The organism is Brevibacillus sp. NPDC003359, from assembly GCF_042878995.1.
Taxonomy (GTDB): domain Bacteria; phylum Bacillota; class Bacilli; order Brevibacillales; family Brevibacillaceae; genus Brevibacillus.
The window spans coordinates 14470-29147 of record NZ_JBIAOR010000011.1 but is presented as its reverse complement, the minus strand read 5'-3'; the positions used below and the strand labels follow the sequence as shown (position 1 = coordinate 29147).

Here is a 14678-nt window from a genome sequence, read left to right as displayed (position 1 = left end):
GATTTTTACTCGTGTTGAAAATCCGCAGGCTTACGTAATACCTGGCGTCCGTTTTCAGGACTCCCTGTACTCTGTCTTCCTGATTTCGATTGTCAGCGGTTTATGTCTTACCGACTGCCTCCCCGTGATCCACATCATTTCGTTCACGTCTGTATCGCGTAAGCTGCTTGTCGGTATTTCCATAAAAAATAGGCCGATGCAGGCTTTTTCTCCAGAACAAAGGTCCCAAAGAAAAAGCCTGCATCGGCCTATCACACGCCCGCAAGGAATGTCCTTGTTGCGCATTATATGCCTAGACTTTATCTATCCATGACCTTCCCTGCTTTGGCCGACGAGGTTAGCTGACGGGTAGGATGGCAGAGAAGACTTTTCCTCATCCCTCCTGATCACTCAGGATTAACCCCAAAAAGATTGGTTCCCCCGCTTCCGAGAATCTCGGAACTAGGCCGTATGTGTTTTGTTGCTTATTTGATCGTGATTGTGATTTGATTATACGCTCGCTTCCAGTTATTGTGAACGTTCGTTTAACTTCATTTTAAACCGATTATGGCTTTCTTTATGAGGCGGATTGGATTAGCTGGTGGTTGCTCATTCAATCAAGATATTAGTGCCGTATACTCGCTGTTTTGGTGGGGAGGAAACAGGAGAAAACGCTCAGCTTCTTGGAACACCTGCTGGGAAGCATGTGGTGCCCGGCTCCGTGAAAAAAAGCGAAACCGCGTCCAAAGTGGTCCACTCAAGATGTGTCTCAGAGGTGGACGCTAAAGGCAGTTTCTCTTTTTTTCACTGCGCCTCGGTAGGTGTGTCCAAAGATCTTCGCTTATTTCTCCTGTTTCCTCTACGAGCTATTGAGTTTCTACATGCTTTTTTGAAGACTTCTTGAATGCCTCTTTCAAGTTGTAGAACAACGCCGCTTGGGAAGAAGAACATTACACCGGCTTACAATAAATTTAAAATCATAATGCTAAATATGACCTTTACAATCGTCTATCTTCTTCGAGAATATTCCCTAAAATTATATACACAATATTTAAAACAGGGATCAAAACAATAAAAATAAGTCTCACAATCAATGAAGAGATACCAAAAAAATCTGCAATACCACCACAAACACCTAAAATAGATTTGTCAGTAGAAGATCTTTTCAACTGTCTCCTCATTAATTAATCTCCTAACATTTAATTTGAATATTCATTCATTATTTGGTGTCAGATAAACTAAGTGTAGTATCATAATCATCATTTCCTACATTAAAATAAAGTTTCGCCGTAGCTGATACAGGTGGTAGAGGTAGACTAAATGTATAAGTAAAATCCATTTGACTATAAGCATATTTCGAACTAGTTTCTTTTGCTCTGTGTATAGTCACAGTAGGAGTAGTAAAAGTTCCTCCAATTACGGCAACAGTCGGATTATAAGCTTTTGATATGAAATCATTATCTTTACCTTTTACAATAGTATAGTCATTGTAGTAAGAATAATTGACAGTTCCTGTAGCCCAGTAAGACTCAACTGTGTAACTCCCAGGACAATATCCGAAAAAATATTAGAGTGTACCAGATTGGATACATTTCAGACATTAGACGGCCTTTACCAATATGCGGGTCTAGTGAAAGATGTAAAAATTCAAGTGTTGCTTTACGATACGATTTTGAAATACGCTCGTGAGCATGGAACTCCTGTTTATCTTGCCCGCGCACTTTTCCAAAAATATTTGATTAAGCGTAAAGACTTAGCTCGACGGGAACAGTCCTACAACGAAGGAAAAGAGCTAGTGCACTACTTGCATTACCTCCATGAAAATGATCAGGTAATTGCTCTCTACCGACTGGGATTACAAGCGTTTAGCTTGAAATTTTATGGAGATCCTTATGGGTATCCAACAGTTGGATGGGGACATTTGATTACAAAGACTAAAACATATACTAAAAATACAACAGGTAATCCAAATGATTCTCTTCTATCCCAAGCACAAGCTGATGCTCTATCAAACTCTTTAAATCTAGGTTATACTTCACCAATTTCTCAGTCTAAGGCAAATACTTTTTTTGCTGATGATACTGCAAGTGCTGTAGCGGCAGTAAATAAATTAGTACTTCCTACAGGTTGTCAATTTACACAATCTCAGTTTGATGCACTTGTTTCGCTCACTTTTAATGGAGGTCCTGGGGTGCTAAAAACCCCAGATGTAAAAGCTATGCTTGCCTATACGTTTATATATCCTTTTATTGGCCCACTTACACCAGCTGAAAGTGATACTTGTTCAAAATTAGTCAGCAAAGCATTTTCATATGATAAAAATTTAAAAGCAAGAAGAAATGAAGAAGCAACTTTATTTTGTAAAGGCATGCCATATACTCACAAATATCCAGTATATACACTATAGTTTAATCGTTTTACGACATAAACAAGAAAGGTCAGCCTTTAGGCTGACCTTTCTTGTTTTAAAAATTATATTCACAGGCATTTTCAGAATCGCTTATAGGATATCCTTACCTTCCTCGATATTTTCTATTCTATTAGCACAGAACTTATTACATAACCTTAATTCATTTAATCAGTAATTTTTTTAAGCTCAAAAATAGTTGCCTCTGATAACAAGATAAGCCTATCGTTATTAACAACAAAAAAACTTACACTTACAGGTATGCTCATTTTTGTAGAAGGGTCACTTATATCTATTACTTTTACTACATCATTTTCATTTAAGTCTGGGATATGTATTTTATATAATCTATAAAAAGAGAGAGAGTTATAGCATGTCGCTGTAATCTCATATAATGGATTTTTTAGTTCATATTGATATTTCTTATAGTTTTTAAGTCCATTTGATGAAAAAAAGTCTTTTTTGATTATAATTTCATCTCCAATAAATTTTTGCCCTGTTGGATATTCAGAAGCATCATTATATGAATTTGCAAATCCTAAAAGCTTCTCAACTTTCCAAGTTCCATAGAAATATTTTTCAGTTTCACTATCCAAATTTATATTTTCTGCATTAAGACAATATTCGGATGTGTTTTTTGGAATAATAGACTCATCCGTTTCAGGTTTAGGCTCACTAGAAGTATTTGGATTTGATGTCATTTCAACATTTCCACAAGCCGATGCTAGCATCAACATTATCATAATACAAACCAATAATATTTTTTTCATATTTCACACTCTTTTTTATTTTTTTGATTGTGTCACAATCTCTTCAGACATCATATGGCTATTTACTGCGTATAATTTTTTTGCGGTGATAGTAGGATTCAATATGCCAAAACACTGCCGTACGCACTTCATTTGCGTATTTTGAAAAGCTTACCATTAAGCCATTATTGCTTGGCTTTGCCCAAAAGCTCTCCATTGGAGCGTTATCCCAACAGTTCCCTTTCTGGCCTATGGAACACCGATAGCTAAACATCCTTTGATAATCGTTTGAGCACTATCGGCTCACTACGTTTATTATATTCACCTGTTATGACGTTTTGGCATACAAAAAGTTCCAGGGATTTTTCCCTAAATATTTTCGGGTTCTCAAGCTCCGTCTCTGCTATTCCTTCGCATTAATTCGCTTCTGCTTAGACGCATCCATACCCTATTTTGTTTCGAAAGAAGATTGAAAAACACTCTCAGCATCTTCTTAGCATTAGTAAATCCCACATTTTACGGGGTCCCGATAATAGGCATTATGCTAACTAACGTCCGAATCCTCAAATTCGGGCGTTTTTGGCCGTTTTCCGCGATTATCATTTTGGGGGCTGGAGAAAAATCCTTCGAAATGTCCTCCCAACGTGGACAAACGGAATTTTCGGGGTGAAAAGTACGATCTCTCGTTATCTCGCGTTTACTTCGTTTTTCGTGTGTTGATTGAGTATGGGAAGATCGGTAATTACGCGCAACCCCAGGTTGTTAATCGCTACTTCCCCATTGAATCTCCTCAAGGATTTGCTTTCGATACAAACTCAGCAGCCCCCCAGTCCTAGCGCCTCTGGAGCCCACCCCAGCTCCGAAATGAATGGCGGGGGTTTTCAGCTTTTACCACATACAAAAACGTTGTAACGTTTTCAGTTTTGAAGCGCTCCCGACATTCATTTCGGAGCTGACAGTCTAACTCCTTGCGGGGCGTAGGCCGAAGCGTAGACTGGAAATGGGCTTCTTCCCCTCCCCTACAGCCACTTTTACCACAACACCAAAAAGCTCCCGCCTCAATGAATCAGGCAGGAGCTTTGCTTTTCAAAGGTACGATGATTAAACGACGTCGTAGCCTTGGTCTTCGATTGCTTCTTTTACTGCATCGAGAGTCAGGTTGCTCTCGTTGTAGGAAACATCAACCTTTTTATCAGCCAAGTGCACTTTGCCTTCTGCACCCAATTCTTTCAATGTATTCTCGATGCGCGCTACGCATTTGTTGCAAGACATACCTTCTACGTTCAATGTGATATTTGTCATGATCAATCTCTCCTTAGATTTTTATAGTGTATGAGTAAGGCGGACAAAGCCGCTTGTTACTGTTGGTTACAGCTTTACTCGTTGCAGTCTCAGTGCGTTGAGTACGACGGACACAGAGCTGAAGGCCATTGCGGCTCCGGCCAGCCATGGAGCGAGGAAGCCGATTGCGGCAATTGGGATGCCCAATGTGTTGTAGGCCAATGCCCAGAACAGGTTTTGCTTGATGTTGCGGATGGTGCGTTTGCTCATCTCGATAGCGTCTGCCACACTGGTCAGTTCGCCGCGCATCAGGGTAATATCGGCTGCTTCCATCGCCACATCTGTACCTGTACCGATTGCCATACCGACGTCAGCGGTAGCGAGTGCGGGAGCATCGTTGATACCATCGCCGACCATCGCGACTTTTTTGCCTTGTTCTTGCAGTTTTTTTACTTCTGCGGCTTTACCTTCGGGCAGGACTTCTGCGATGACGTGATCGATTCCTGCTTCACGGGCAATGGCCTCGGCAGTTTGACGGTTGTCACCCGTCATCATGATCACAGTCAATCCCATCGCTTTCATGCGCTGAACAGCTTGCTTGGAGGTTGGTTTGATCGTATCCGCTACGGCAATCAAGCCAGCGAGCTTACCTTCGACGACTGCGAGCATCGCCGTTTTACCGGAGCGCTCCAGTGCCAGCATGGTATCAGACACTGATTGGTAAGAGATTTGATGTTTTTCCAGCAAGCGGCGGGTACCGACGAGTACTTCTTTGCCAGCAACCGTTGCCCGGATACCGAAACCAGGAATGGCTTCAAACGAATCGGTATCAGTCAAGGTGATTCCTTTATCCGCAATACCGCGAACGATGGCTTGAGCCAATGGGTGCTCGGAATTTTTCTCAGCGGCACCGACCAAAGAGAGCAGCTCTTGTTCTTCGATATCGATAGCAATGACGTCTGTCAGTTCTGGCTCGCCTTTGGTTACGGTCCCTGTTTTATCGAGGACAATCGTATCCAGATGGTGAGCAGTCTCCAGATGCTCCCCGCCTTTGAACAGGATGCCCAGCTCAGCTGCGCGTCCAGAACCAGCCATGATCGAGGTCGGTGTAGCCAAACCGAGGGCGCATGGGCAAGCGATTACGAGTACAGCAATTGCTTTCTCCAAAGCCTCACCGAAGTTACCAGGTATAACGAAGAAGTACCAGATTAAGAAGGTAAGAATAGCAATTCCTACTACGATTGGGACGAAAATCCCGGAGATGCTGTCAGCTACACGTTGAATCGGTGCTTTTGTTCCTTGTGCTTCTTCCACTACTTTAATAATTTGCGCCAGAGCCGTTTCTTTTCCTACCTTGGTTGCCTGGACTTTCAAGAAGCCGTTTTTGTTCAAGGTGGCGCCGATGACGGTATCGCCTGCGGCTTTATCCACCGGAATACTTTCACCAGTCAGCATGGATTCATCAACTGCGGACTGTCCTTCCATGACGATACCATCGACAGGGACTTTGTCGCCCGGCTTCACATGAACGATGTCACCCAATCTCACTTCTTCTACAGGAATGGTCATTTCTTCGCCATTGCGTACAACTACTGCTGTCTTTGCTTGCAAGCCCATCAGCTTGCGGATCGCTTCCGAAGAGCGTCCCTTCGCTTTCATCTCAAACAATTTGCCCAACACGATCAAGGTGATCAATACCGCACTCGTTTCAAAGTACAGCTCGAGCATATGACCGCCGTGACCGCCAATGGAGTCAATCGCTACCCACAGGCTGTAGAAATAGGCAGCCGAGGTACCGAGGGCGACCAGCACATCCATGTTGGCACTCTTGTTGCGAAGGGCTTTGAAAGCTCCTACGTAAAACTGTGCGCCGATGATGAATTGTACCGGTGTTGCCAACGCAAGCTGTACCCACGGATTCATCAAGATTTCAGGCAGCCAGATAAACGAGGTGAAGGAAAAGTGACTCACCATCGACCAGAGCAGCGGGAGCGACAGAATCGCGGAAATCCAAAACTTGCGGGTATGACGTTTGATTTCTTCCTGGCGACGATCTATTTTTTCTTCTTCTTTTCCCTCTTCCTTACGAGTCGCTTGATACCCCAGCTTCTCTACCTTTTGAATAATGTCAGTCACACTTACCTGTGACGAATCGTACTCGACAGTGGCTGTTTCCATCGCCAGGTTCACGTTTGCCTTCAGAACCCCAGCTGTCTTGTTCAAACCTTTTTCGATCCGTGTGGAGCAAGCCGCACATGTCATTCCCGAGATGTTTAGCTCCACTTTGTCAGTGACGACGCCGTAGCCGAGCGATTCAATTTTGGAGCGGATGTCGTCGATGTTCGTTTTCGTTGGATCGAACACGACTGTGGATTTTTCCAAAGCCAGATTGACGTTGGCGGTCTCCACTCCTTCCATTTTTCCTAAACCCTTTTCGATGCGCAGTGCACAAGCTGCGCAAGTCATCCCTGATATTGCGACTGTTGCCTCTGCTGATTTGGCACTCATTCTAATCCCTCCAAATACCCTTGAGGGGTATATTTTATCGTATCGTTTCCCTTACGTTGTTTCCTGTTCACACCTTTACTATACAATACCCCCTCAGGGTATATCAAGTACTTTTTTCAATTTTTTTCTAAATGGGTTTTACGTGCTGAAAACACAGGGAGAAATGCTGGGTGGTCCTCTATCCTTGGTGCCGGACGAAGCCCTGCCACATGTTTTCCAGTCGCCTTTTTCCTCACTGCGTTCGGGCGGTCTCCTTCCAAACATATGGCAGTACTTCTTAACAGCAAAGTGTTCGCCCTGTTTTTATATCGTTTTGCAGGTTAACGTGAAGGAGAAATACATCCAAGATAATCTTTTACATAGTCGTTCGAGGAGTCTTCTACTTGCTCCAACTTTCATGATGTTTACCACAGCTTCTTCCCCTCCACTACAGCCGCTAAAAAACAACAAAAAAAGCCCCCGGATTAACCGAGGGCAATTGGTCGATCTTCGCTCTCTCTTATTTACCTTGATTCGCTTCTTTCTGATAAGCTACCGCGATTTTCGCAGCTACTTCAGCATTGTGTTTCACCAGCGCGATGTTCGTTGCCAAGCTCTTGCCTTCTGTCAGCTTTTTCACTTTATCGAGCATGAAAGGCGTTACCTGTTTACCTGCAATGTTGTTTTCTTTTGCTTCTGCGAGTGCTTTTTGGATTACAGCCTCGATTTCCTGGTGGTTGAGTGCATCGGATTCTGGTACTGGGTTCGCGATAATCATACCGCCTTTGAGGCCCAGATCCCATTTGGTGTTCATCATCTTACCGACTTCTTCCGGTGTATCGATGCGCATGTCTACGCCAAATCCGCTTTCGCGAGCGAAGAAGGATGGGAATTCATCTGTGCGGTAGCCAACAACTGGTACACCTTGCGTTTCCAAATATTCGAGTGTGCGGCCGATATCGAGGATCGATTTCGCACCTGCGCATACTACCGCTACATCTGTTTGTGCCAGCTCAGTCAGGTCAGCAGATACGTCCCAAGTGATTTCGCCTTCACGGTGTACCCCACCAATACCGCCAGTTGCAAACATGTGGATGCCAGCCATTTCTGCTGCGATCATAGTAGCGGCTACTGTAGTTGCACCGATTTTACCGCTAGCCAAAATGTAAGCGAAGTCGCGACGGCTTACTTTTGCTACATTTTTGTTCGTCGCAAACTCTTCCAGCTCGCTGTCAGTCAAACCGATTTTGATTTTGCCGTCCATGATCCCGATCGTAGCTGGTACGGCACCGTTGTCGCGAATGATTTGTTCTACTTCTTTTGCCATCTCAATGTTTTGCGGGTATGGCATACCGTGCGAAATAATCGTCGTCTCCAGAGCAACTACCGGCAGGTTATTCTCCAGTGCGTGGCGTACTTCCTCAGTAAAGGTCAAATATTGTTTCATCTCTTATCGCTCCTTTTCGAATTGTTCTACGGCCAGTTCCAATTGTTCTGCTTTTAATAGAGGAGATACGGACTGCTCTGTTTGCAATGTCAGAGCTGATGCTGCCAATCCAAGGCGGCACGCTCTCTGGAAAGACTCTCCGTTTACAATGCCATACAAGAGTCCCGACGCGAACGCATCTCCTGCCCCCGTTACATCTACTACTTCCGTTGGATACGGAGACATATGCTCCGCAACGTCCTCGGACTGATAGTAAATTCCTTCTTCACCCAAGGTCACGATGACATGCTTGACGCCTCGTTCCCTGATTTTGCGGCAAGCCTCGGCGCATTCTTCGATCGTCGTGATCTTCATGCCAGCCATCAGCTCGGCTTCTTCGCGATTCGGCAAAATCGCTTCTACTCCGTCCAATTGCTGTGGGAGCTTCTTTGCTTTAATTGAAGAGACCGGGTCAACGAAGAGCAGGATGTTTTCCTCCTGGCAACGTTCGATGATGTAGGCCAAGCAGTCCGCCGGAATGTTTGTATCGATGAAAACCACGTGGGCTGCTGCAATGTGCGACCATTTCTCCGCAAACATCTCTGGTGTGAGAGCATCATAAATATCCATGTTCGCCAAAGAAACAACCATTTCGCCATCAATATCGAGAAGCGCAGTATACGTTCCCGTCCGCTGTGTAGGCAGACGCCATACTTGGCTGATATGCACCCCGTGCTTTTTCGTCTCCTGCAAGAGCCAATCGCCTTCCTTGTCCTCACCAATGCTGGTGATAAGAGACGTATTGCAGCCAAGACGACCGAGGTTCTCCGCGATATTTCGTGCCACTCCTCCACACGATTCCATAATCGTTACAGGATTGGATGAGTGTAGGCGCACCTGCTGCTTGCCACGTGCTTTGCGGTCCAGGTTGGCCCCGCCGATACAAGCAATCATTCCTTCATCACGAAGCACATAAGCCCGTCCTTTTATTTCTCCACGCTTGGTCAGCTGCGCGATGTAGCCAGCTACCGCTGAACGTGAGATACCAATCAGATCGGCCAACTCCTGTTGCGAGATAAAAGGATTTTGCCGGATATGATGAAGGATCTGCATGTCTTTTTCCACGGTCATCCTCCTTTCTTCTGTTTCGCTTTCACAGCTTGTTTACAAACAAAAGTTTATCACAGGGACAATTGTTTGTACAGGCGTGATTTCATTTTATTTATTTATCTAAATTTGACAAATGTGAATGCGAGATGTAGGATTATCTTAAATTAAAGATATCGAAGTTTCGATGAAAAGGAGGGTCCATATGTCTGACAAACCACTGCGAAATGATCCCCTCGATCTTTTTGTAGTATTATCGAGGTCATACAACTGGGTTACCGCTCACTCCAATCGTCACATTCGCCAGCATGGACTTAATCCAACCGAATTCGGAGTTCTAGAGGTATTATTTCATAAAGGTCCTCAACCATTGCAGCAAATTGGCGAAAAAATATTGATCTCCAGCGGAAACATCACGTACGTTGTGGACAAACTCGAAAAGAAGCAACTGCTCATTCGCAAGCCCTGTTCGGCAGACCGCCGCGTCATTTATGCGGAACTCACGGAAAAAGGGCACCAATTTTTGTCTGATATCTTCCCTTCTCATCAACTCTCAATTGAGAAAGCGATGGAAGGTCTCACACCAGAAGAACAACGTCAGGCTATCGAACTGCTAAAAAAGTTGGGACGCACTGCTCAGGCTACTTATTAGATGAGCAGTCCTCTCTCTTCACCACAACACAAAAAAGTGTTGACAAAAGATCTGATACGTAATAATCTTAAAATCAAGATTTACACATTAAAAGTTAGTGACTTACTAAATGGAAGGGGAATGAAATTTTCATGAGTAAAGTACTTTTTATTAAAGCGAATGATCGCCCAGTTGAGCAGGCTACAAGTGTAAAGTTGTACGAAGCTTTCACCAAAACATACAGAGAAACACATCCAAACGACGAAATCGTTGAATTGGATCTGTTTGCGGAAAACCTCCCTTATTACGGTAACGACATGCTCACTGCTATGTGGAAAGCAGGAAACGGCATCGAGCTGTCTGCTGATGAGCAAAAACGTGCTGACTTGGTTAACAAATACCTGAACCAGTTTATAGAAGCAGACAAAATCGTATTCGCTTTCCCTATGTGGAACTTTACCGTTCCTGCTGTTCTGCACTCGTATATGGATTACCTCTCCCAAGCAGGCAAAACATTCAAGTACACTGCTGAAGGTCCAGTTGGTCTGATGGGTGACAAAAAAGCAGCTCTGTTGAGCGCACGTGGTGGCGTTTATTCCGAAGGGCCTATGGCTGAGATTGAAATGGCAAACAAATACGTTCGCACGCTCCTCGGCTTCTGGGGCATCAGCAATGTAACGGAAGTGATCGTAGAAGGTCACAACCAATTCCAAGACAAAGCAGCTGAGCTCGTTGCAGCTGGTGTAGAGAAAGCAGCAAAACTGGCGGAATCCTTCTAAGGCCCGCCAGCCTTTTTGGACAAATATCTTTAATTAAAGATACATTAAATTAAAATAATTAAGGAGAGATGAAAAGTGTTGGATACTGGATTGTTATTGATTCGTTTGGTCATTGGTTTGACGTTTGCAGGTCATGGTGCGCAGAAGCTGTTTGGTTGGTTTGGCGGTTATGGTTTGAAAGGAACAGGCGGCTGGCTGGAGTCCATCGGGGTGAAGCCTGGCGTAGCGATGGCCTTTGTTGCAGGATTGGCTGAACTCGTTGGTGGTCTGATGTTTGCGGCAGGCTTAGGTATCTGGGCAAGCTCTATTTTGCTCGCGTTCACAATGCTGGTTGCCATTCTGAAGGTGCACGGTCAAAATGGATATTGGGTCACACAAAACGGATTCGAATACAACCTGACTTTAATCGCAGTTGTTATTGGTGTGGCGTTGATCGGTCCAGGCGCATACGTTTTGTTTTAATTGGTGACTCCTCACAACCCGTAAGCCAGCAATCGCACTAAGGGAGGAACATCAGATGGAAATCCGCGTCTATACACAGAATGAGCAAGCAAAAGGACATTTTGGCGACGGTGAAATCGTAGAGAGCAAACCAATTGGCTTCCCACATGAAGGCTCCGTTGTAAAACGGGTAGGACCACTTTTTTACTGGGCATGGGCAAAAACGCTGAAGACATTTGAAATCCCACTGCACCCCCACTCCGGCTTTGAAATTTTGTCGTACGTCCTCACCGGGACAGTCGGCCATCGGGATACACTCGGGAATATTCAGGAAGTGTCGACAGGCGGCGCGCAGATCATGCAAACTGGGTCAGGCGCGTACCATGCAGAAGAATTCGACAAAGATACTGAAATGTTTCAAATCTGGTTTGAACCGCATCTCGCGCAAACGACGAAGCAACCTCCTACTTACTATCAGTATGATCATGAGGAGTTTCCATCTGAGGAGGTAGATGGTGTGCAAATCAAACACATCATCGGATCGTCTGCGCCCATTCAGTTGGTCACGGATTCCTTGATGAGCGATATCACGATTCCCTCTGGAAAGTCGTATGAAAAAGAACTCCCGGCTGGCTATGCTCACGCAGTTGTTGTGGTGGAAGGGAACGGGAGTGTTGCAGAGAAAGCAACTATCAGCGAGAGCCCTGCCCCAGCAACTAAAGGTGACTTTGTCGTCCTCTCCTCCGAGGAAAGCAGTACAGCCATCTACCAAGCATCAACAAATGCTCCGCTCCGCTTGGTGTTGATTCAAGTACCGACTGAGGTTGATTATCCACTCTATCGTAAATAATCAATTCTTCCAAACGCCCTTATCCTATCATCAAGCCCGGCCGTCACATTTTTGTGACGGTCTTTTTCGTATAAACTCCGCCTCCTCATGGGACATTAACGAGGAAATCGTTAACAATTTTTGGTGCCGATCAGAAAGGACGTTGAACGTGGAAGATATCGTGATGACTCGAGCCATATTCGGGACGACTATGGCCTTTCACATTATTTTTGCGACCTTGGGCGTTGGTCTCCCGCTTATGATCTTGTTGGTGGAGCTCCTCTTTTGGCGGACGCGTGACCGCGATTATGAGATCATGGCCAAACGCTGGACAAAAGCCCAGGCGATCTTGCTGGGTGTAGCGATTCCTTCTGGGACGATTGCGGGTGTCCAGCTTTCCCTGCTATGGCCCGGGTTCATGGAGATTGTCGGCAAGGTGATTTCGCTGCCTTTTCAGATCGAAATATTCGCTTTCTTCGTGGAAGCCTTGTTTATGTCCATTTACGTCTACGCGGCTCACCGCCTATCCCGCAACATGCGTTTGTTGAGTTTGTTCATGGTTTTGCTTGGTGCGACGGCCTCCGCGATCCTGATTACGAATGTCCATGCATTCGAAGGCACTCCCACTGGCTTTCGAATGGTCGATGGACAGATCGTCGACGTGGACCCGTGGAAAGCTTTTTTCAATCCCAGCTTTATCGTGACAGCAGGTCATGTTACTGTCTCTGCTTATATGACGGGGGCATTCATTGTCGCTGGAGTGGCAGCGTGGAAAATGCTGCGCGCCGAAAAAGGCAGTCGCGTTTATTTGTATCATCAAAAAGCACTGTTGACCGGTTTGATCGTTGGTGGCACCTTTTCCCTTTTAACCGCCTTGAACGGTCATGAATCCGCACAGCTTTTGCATCAATACCAGCCGGAAAAGCTGGCCGCTGCCGAAGGGCTATTTGAAACACAAGCCTACGCCCCGCTCGCGATTGGCGGCTTTACCGATCCCGAGACGAAAGAAGTCAAATACGCGATCGAAATTCCATGGGCGCTCAGCTTCCTTGCAGCCAATCGCTTTGACGAGGTTGTAGTCGGTCTAGATGATTTTCCACAGGAGCTGTGGCCCCCGCTCTACGTCCATACTCTTTTTAACGGGATGGTCATCATCGGCAGCTTGTTGATTTTCGTCGGGTTTATCGGCTTCGCTTGGAAAAAGCTGCTGAAACGCTCTCAATTTCCGCGCTGGGTTCTATGGGTATTTGTCACGAGTGGACCGCTCGCCTTGTTTGGCATCGAATTCGGTTGGATTTTTGCCTGCACAGGACGCCAGCCTTGGGTGGTTTATCGTGTGATGAAAACAGTAGATGCTGCCACAAAAGCAGCAGGCATCTCTACACTGTTCTGGATTTTCCTCTCGGTGTACGTGTTTTTCGCGATCGTCACCCTGCTCGTATTCCGTAGCTATTTTGGTCGCCACCCCTTGGAGCTCGAACCGCCAGAACAGCCGAAAGTTGATGGAGGAACGATATGACCGACACGATTATTGCCATTACGCTGCTCTGGATTTTCGTCGTCATCTATTCCGTCGCGGCCTCCTTCGACTTCGGTGCAGGTTTTTGGTCGATGATCTATTTGAATCGGGAAAAAACCAAAGCCACCCAAATCGCCAATCGCTACCTCTCGCCCTCTTGGGAAGTCGTGAATGTCTTTATCGTGTTGATTGTCGTCGCGCTCGTTACCTTTTTTCCAGGCGCGACCTACACATTGGGGAGCCTGCTGTTGGTTCCCGGATGTCTCGTGGTGTTATTGATGTTGATTCGCAGTACGTTTATGGTGTTTTCGCATCTGATTTACAAGTATGACAAGATGCTCAGCATCGTCTCCGGCATTACCGGGATATTGGTGCCGGCTCTGTTAATCAGCGTGCTTCCTGTGACACAGGGCGGGTTGTCTCGGATGATCAATGGCGTGGAGTATCTCGACTGGGGACTATTTTTGACCAGCCCACACGTCTATTCTTATATTGGCCTTGCCGTAAGCAGCACACTCTTCCTCTCGTCGCTGCTTCTCGCGGACTACTCTTACATCGCGGGTGAAAAGCAAGCCTTCTCCATCTACCGCCGGGATGCGGTGCTTCTGGGTCCGATTACATTTCTGGCGGCATTGGTTACCGTGCTCACGATGCAAATCGAGGCAAAATGGCTGTACGACCGCATTCTCGACTATTTGCCGTGGCTGATTGCATCGGCAGTCTGCTTTTTCATTACCTATATCGCTCTCTTGCTGCCCCAGGATCGACGCTACTTCGGCATCCACCTTCCGCGGATCGCGGTCATCGTCGCCACGACGCAATACCTGCTCGCCAGCTATGCGTACGGTGCAGCACGCCTTCCCTACATCGTCTATCCCCATGTGACGATTGAGTCCAGCTTTACACACCCGGATACGTTCCACGCTCTGTTCATTTGTTATTTGGTCGGATTTGCGATTCTCGTACCCGGTTTTATTTATTTCTGGCGTCTGTTCATGAGGGACGAGCAGTATGTACGGCAAAAATAGCATTTTCGCTATACG

General features: G+C 45.8%; 13 protein-coding genes and 1 riboswitch. Of the genes, 7 read left to right on the top strand and 6 right to left on the bottom strand.

The genetic code is table 11. From position 1 onward, the window contains the following. Nucleotides 1–310: 310 nt before the first annotated feature. Nucleotides 311–458: riboswitch (cyclic di-AMP (ydaO/yuaA leader) on the bottom strand. A gap of 519 nt (nucleotides 459–977) precedes the next feature. Next, on the bottom strand, nucleotides 978–1160 hold the full coding sequence (locus ACFYU8_RS22155; RefSeq protein WP_390303845.1) for a PspC domain-containing protein: 183 nt from the start codon (nucleotides 1158–1160) through the stop codon (nucleotides 978–980). A gap of 401 nt (nucleotides 1161–1561) precedes the next feature. Between ACFYU8_RS22155 and ACFYU8_RS22150 the strand changes: the two genes are divergently transcribed. Next, on the top strand, nucleotides 1562–2386 hold the full coding sequence (locus tag ACFYU8_RS22150; RefSeq protein WP_390303842.1) for a glycoside hydrolase family protein: 825 nt from the start codon (nucleotides 1562–1564) through the stop codon (nucleotides 2384–2386). Nucleotides 2387–2553: 167 nt separating this feature from the next. Here ACFYU8_RS22150 and ACFYU8_RS22145 read toward each other — a convergent pair whose 3' ends face one another. From ACFYU8_RS22145 to ACFYU8_RS22125, 5 genes are all read right to left on the bottom strand, one after another. Further along, nucleotides 2554–3156: a hypothetical protein gene (locus tag ACFYU8_RS22145; RefSeq protein ID WP_390303839.1), complete on the bottom strand. Its 603-nt coding sequence runs from the start codon at nucleotides 3154–3156 to the stop codon at nucleotides 2554–2556. A gap of 1080 nt (nucleotides 3157–4236) precedes the next feature. After that, nucleotides 4237–4437 (bottom strand): copper ion binding protein, encoded by a 201-nt coding sequence (locus ACFYU8_RS22140; RefSeq protein WP_390303836.1) that lies wholly within the window; start codon nucleotides 4435–4437, stop codon nucleotides 4237–4239. Nucleotides 4438–4503: 66 nt separating this feature from the next. After that, nucleotides 4504–6924, bottom strand: coding sequence for a heavy metal translocating P-type ATPase (locus tag ACFYU8_RS22135; protein ID WP_390303833.1), 2421 nt, complete (start codon nucleotides 6922–6924; stop codon nucleotides 4504–4506). A gap of 499 nt (nucleotides 6925–7423) precedes the next feature. Next, nucleotides 7424–8350: a pseudouridine-5'-phosphate glycosidase gene (locus ACFYU8_RS22130; RefSeq protein WP_017247167.1), complete on the bottom strand. Its 927-nt coding sequence runs from the start codon at nucleotides 8348–8350 to the stop codon at nucleotides 7424–7426. 3 nt (nucleotides 8351–8353) lie between these two features. After that, entirely contained in the window at nucleotides 8354–9454 is a 1101-nt protein-coding gene (locus ACFYU8_RS22125) for a carbohydrate kinase (RefSeq protein WP_390303830.1), read from the bottom strand. 187 nt (nucleotides 9455–9641) lie between these two features. On the opposite strand from ACFYU8_RS22125, the gene ACFYU8_RS22120 reads away from it, so the two are divergent. The 6 genes from ACFYU8_RS22120 (at nucleotide 9642) to ACFYU8_RS22095 (ending at nucleotide 14663) form a co-directional block, all read left to right on the top strand. After that, nucleotides 9642–10088 (top strand): MarR family winged helix-turn-helix transcriptional regulator, encoded by a 447-nt coding sequence (locus tag ACFYU8_RS22120; protein WP_390303827.1) that lies wholly within the window; start codon nucleotides 9642–9644, stop codon nucleotides 10086–10088. A gap of 131 nt (nucleotides 10089–10219) precedes the next feature. Further along, nucleotides 10220–10846 (top strand): FMN-dependent NADH-azoreductase, encoded by a 627-nt coding sequence (locus ACFYU8_RS22115; protein WP_390303824.1) that lies wholly within the window; start codon nucleotides 10220–10222, stop codon nucleotides 10844–10846. Between the two features lie 75 nt (nucleotides 10847–10921). After that, a complete protein-coding gene (locus ACFYU8_RS22110; protein WP_390303821.1) occupies nucleotides 10922–11308 on the top strand; it encodes a DoxX family protein in 387 nt (128 codons plus the stop codon). Between the two features lie 55 nt (nucleotides 11309–11363). Next, nucleotides 11364–12137 carry a pirin family protein gene (locus ACFYU8_RS22105; RefSeq protein ID WP_390303818.1) on the top strand — a complete coding sequence of 258 codons (774 nt, stop codon included), beginning with the start codon at nucleotides 11364–11366 and terminating at the stop codon, nucleotides 12135–12137. Between the two features lie 163 nt (nucleotides 12138–12300). Continuing rightward, nucleotides 12301–13635: a cytochrome ubiquinol oxidase subunit I gene (locus tag ACFYU8_RS22100; RefSeq protein ID WP_390304148.1), complete on the top strand. Its 1335-nt coding sequence runs from the start codon at nucleotides 12301–12303 to the stop codon at nucleotides 13633–13635. Further along, entirely contained in the window at nucleotides 13632–14663 is a 1032-nt protein-coding gene (locus tag ACFYU8_RS22095) for a cytochrome d ubiquinol oxidase subunit II (protein WP_390303815.1), read from the top strand. Before ACFYU8_RS22100 ends, ACFYU8_RS22095 begins: the two co-directional genes overlap by 4 nt. Nucleotides 14664–14678 lie beyond the last annotated feature (15 nt).

Coding starts and splice junctions, on each gene's coding strand:
- ACFYU8_RS22155 (WP_390303845.1), bottom strand. CDS start 1,160: ATGAGGAGACAGTTGAAAAGATCTTCTACTGACAAATCTATTTTAGGT.
- ACFYU8_RS22145 (WP_390303839.1), bottom strand. CDS start 3,156: ATGAAAAAAATATTATTGGTTTGTATTATGATAATGTTGATGCTAGCA.
- ACFYU8_RS22140 (WP_390303836.1), bottom strand. CDS start 4,437: ATGACAAATATCACATTGAACGTAGAAGGTATGTCTTGCAACAAATGC.
- ACFYU8_RS22135 (WP_390303833.1), bottom strand. CDS start 6,924: ATGAGTGCCAAATCAGCAGAGGCAACAGTCGCAATATCAGGGATGACT.
- ACFYU8_RS22130 (WP_017247167.1), bottom strand. CDS start 8,350: ATGAAACAATATTTGACCTTTACTGAGGAAGTACGCCACGCACTGGAG.
- ACFYU8_RS22120 (WP_390303827.1), top strand. CDS start 9,642: ATGTCTGACAAACCACTGCGAAATGATCCCCTCGATCTTTTTGTAGTA.
- ACFYU8_RS22115 (WP_390303824.1), top strand. CDS start 10,220: ATGAGTAAAGTACTTTTTATTAAAGCGAATGATCGCCCAGTTGAGCAG.
- ACFYU8_RS22105 (WP_390303818.1), top strand. CDS start 11,364: ATGGAAATCCGCGTCTATACACAGAATGAGCAAGCAAAAGGACATTTT.
- ACFYU8_RS22100 (WP_390304148.1), top strand. CDS start 12,301: ATGACTCGAGCCATATTCGGGACGACTATGGCCTTTCACATTATTTTT.
- ACFYU8_RS22095 (WP_390303815.1), top strand. CDS start 13,632: ATGACCGACACGATTATTGCCATTACGCTGCTCTGGATTTTCGTCGTC.